At 58.2% G+C, this 3,143-nt stretch carries 3 protein-coding genes; all 3 read left to right on the forward strand.

Going from position 1 to position 3,143, the window contains the following annotated elements:
• Positions 1–749 precede the first annotated feature (749 nt).
• On the forward strand, positions 750–1,049 hold the full coding sequence (locus tag EJK15_RS68465) for a hypothetical protein (RefSeq protein WP_138720798.1): 300 nt from the start codon (positions 750–752) through the stop codon (positions 1,047–1,049).
• A 1,030-nt stretch (positions 1,050–2,079) separates the two neighbouring features.
• Positions 2,080–2,460: a hypothetical protein gene (locus EJK15_RS68470; protein ID WP_138720799.1), complete on the forward strand. Its 381-nt coding sequence runs from the start codon at positions 2,080–2,082 to the stop codon at positions 2,458–2,460.
• Between the two features lie 73 nt (positions 2,461–2,533).
• Positions 2,534–2,803 (forward strand): hypothetical protein, encoded by a 270-nt coding sequence (locus tag EJK15_RS72410; RefSeq protein ID WP_171075422.1) that lies wholly within the window; start codon positions 2,534–2,536, stop codon positions 2,801–2,803.
• Positions 2,804–3,143: the final 340 nt, after the last annotated feature.

A 3,143-nucleotide genomic window follows, 5' to 3' on the forward strand; every position in this document is an offset into this window, starting at 1 on the left:
CCGCTCATTCGCGTCAAAGACAGCGACGAGGAAGTCGATGAAAGGCGCGGCTCCGTCAACGACAACGAATCCGTTAACGGTGTTCTCACCCCGGGGTTCGGGATCTTGCTTAGTCATCTCCATGCCGCGAGGCTAGAGATAATTGCGGTCAGTTTCCTACCGCAATAGCGGCCCAGGGACGCCCTGCCGGGTCCAGCTCGTTGGCTTGGACCGTCTCTATAGCGGCCAGCTTGGCCCGGTCCGGACCGCTGCCGGTGTCCAGGTCGGCCCAGCGCCCCCTCATCCTGCGGAGCACACTCATCGTCCCACCGCAAGCCCAAGAGCGCTGCTTCTTCTCAGGCTGTTCGTCACTGAGCCTGGCGGGCGAGACGCCGGTACTGGTTCACAATTCGGGGCCATGCCCGGACGGGGTTGACGATGTCTGGCACGAGGGCACTTTCGACAATCCCGGGGGCAGCTTCCAATACCAGTGGGAAAAGCACGGTGAGCCATTGAACGTCACGCCCGAGAAGTACTTGCAAGATTCGAGTGGCTGGGGAAGCGACTGGCTGAGCCGGGAGGCAAGAGTGGCTATAACGCGAAGAGGATGCCATTCGACGACGGCAAGTGGGGCGTGAAGTACTCGGATCCCAACGGGGGTATGGGTGGGATCATCGGGCCGGACGGACGAGTCGTTTCCTTCTGGTACGACGGGACCCACTCGGAGCAGGGAAAAACGTGATGCTCAGTTTCATGGACGCCTACACCCTGTGGCGCAATCTGCGTTCCCTCGGAGCGGGTCAAGTAAGGATCTGATTCTGGCGCACAGCGATCTGGCGGAAGCCGACGAGTACGTGACGACGGTGATTCGATATGTGGAACGCGGGATCTTCAAGCCGGCGCCGGTCGACGTCCTCGCGATGCTTCAAGCACTGATGCAGCGAATCGATCGGCTCGGTGACATAGCATCGGGTGGCGACCAGGCCGTCGCCCGCTCGCAACACGCATACGCGGCGCTGCTCGACCTCGTTTATCGGCAGTTCCTTGAGGTGGGGCGTCCGCGTGAATAGCAGAGTCACCTTCCTCAGTACCGGTTGGCTCGGGGCAGGGTAATGAGGTCGGGCTGAAACTTCAGGGGGCCCGTCGGGTTTGTTTCCGGCCGAGGGTGTATGGGTGAAGATGGAGCAAACTGCAAATGGTGTCGAAGTTCACTACGCGTACAATACGCGGACTGGGGCGTCTGACGACTTCAAGTTCAAACGACTGGAGTGCTGAGTGAAGCTTACATGCATTGGTGACTGTGGTAGTCATCTATCGGCGGAGGTCCTGCAGAGGTCAGGGAATACATCCCAATCCAGGTTCAACGTGACTATCGGTCGGGACTATTGGGTTAGCGCCATGGCGCTCTGGACTTATGGACTGGGTATATTGATTGTCGATGATACAGGAAAGCCGAACTGGAAGCTGATCGATCTATTTAGTGTGGCCGATCGCCGACTACCTAATACTTGGGAGTTTGAGGTTGTAAAGGGTCGTGCGCCAGTGCTCGCTATTTGGGGGTATCCTACTCTCGTTCGGGACCCGAATCATCATGACGACCTGATCGAAAGAAAGTCCTCGGCGCTGGACGTATTCCTTCGCGAAGCACAGCCTCCGCCTCAATAGTTCCCCTTTTATTTTAATTGGACCTCTGAGAGCTTTGACGGTATCGCCGACGGCAACGTCGGTGGGCACCTGCCGCAGGTCCTGACAGTAGAAAACGTGCACACGTACTATGTGTTGGCAGACGAGATACCGGTACTCGTCCATAACAGTAACCCGGCTTGTGATGCGGCAAGCGGGTCAACCTTCGCGGGAAAACGCTCGATGATGCCGAGAACGAGTTCTTCAGTCAGTGATTTATATTCAGGCCGGAGACCAAGGTTGGGTATCGGCGATACGCTCATATAGACGGCAGTGTGGTTTGGATCAGGGAACGGTGAGGTGCAAAAGGATCGGGTCTAAGATTGACCCTAGCCCAAACAGAAGAACTACAGCCCCAGATAAGGTCCAGACGGAACGATCACAACAGAGAATTCGACCGGGGGAGATGGTCATCCGTTGAGCACCTTTGATAAATTTCTCAAGGTTGTGCCGAGCTGTCATGGATATGTCATAGATAGGCTTTCACTGGCGCAAGTCGATGACGCCGATGCTCTTGAGATTGGCCTCCGTTGGGGTCCCGAGAAACCGGACATCACGCTTGCTTTTCGTGATGTCTACTTCTTTTCGATCGTAAAGCTTCCCGGTCCCGGTGCCGAGCCCTTGGATCAGGTGGTGGCGACGGCTTTGGAGCCGAGGAACGAGTCTTGGCCTGACGGCGTATGGCTCGATCTCGTGCGCTCAACCTCTCTGCCGCCGTTGATTTGGCTAGGAGCCGAGGGGCCGGTTCAGCTCAATGTGATTGCGGCAATCGCCACAGTTTCGGTTGAGGTCCTGTGAGATCGTCCGAGACCTGAGATTTCTGCGGCAGCGCGGATGTAGCGTTTGTACAGCCGCCACGGGCAGAATGTTGATGGCAACACCGACGACATCGCCGCCGACCGGTGGCCACGCGACGGCGTTCCCCAGCAACCCGCGCGCCTGGCTGATGACGACGGCTCGGAACCGAGCGACGGACCGCATCCGCCGCGACCGGACCCTCGCGACCAAATTCGGCCTGCTCGTCACCGGCAATCATGCGGAGGTGCCGATGAACACCGCGACGTTTCCCGACGAGCGCCTGGAACTCATCTTCACCTGCTGTCGCGCGACACCGCGTCGACTCCGCGGGCGCCGTTGTTGATCATGTTGAGAATCGTTCGATTCTCAACACTGGCCCGAAGGCCTCTGCATAAATCGCCGAGCCTCCCGAAATCTCTCGGAAAACGTGTTGAGAAGTCGGAGTGTTCACCAACTTCGGCAGGACCCTTTTACTTAGAGCCTACTGACAAAGGGTTTGATCGCTGAGCCCGGGACCATGGAGGCCGTCCCCCACCGTGCGGACACCAGTCACTAGCCTCGATAGTTCACGCGTTCTGGTGGCTTCGCCGAGCGTGATGGCTGAGTGATTTATTGATCTTCATCTGCGGTTTCGGGCAGGCACCCGCGTCGGCGGTCACGCCGATGGTGCCGGTTCCACGAGC

It is taken from the genome of Nonomuraea basaltis (genome assembly GCF_005893125.1).
Lineage (GTDB): Bacteria > Actinomycetota > Actinomycetes > Streptosporangiales > Streptosporangiaceae > Nonomuraea > Nonomuraea basaltis.

What these genes read in the sequence shown, in the direction of transcription:
- EJK15_RS72410 (WP_171075422.1), top strand. Translation starts at nt 2,534, where the DNA reads ATGGCAACACCGACGACATCGCCGCCGACCGGTGGCCACGCGACGGCG.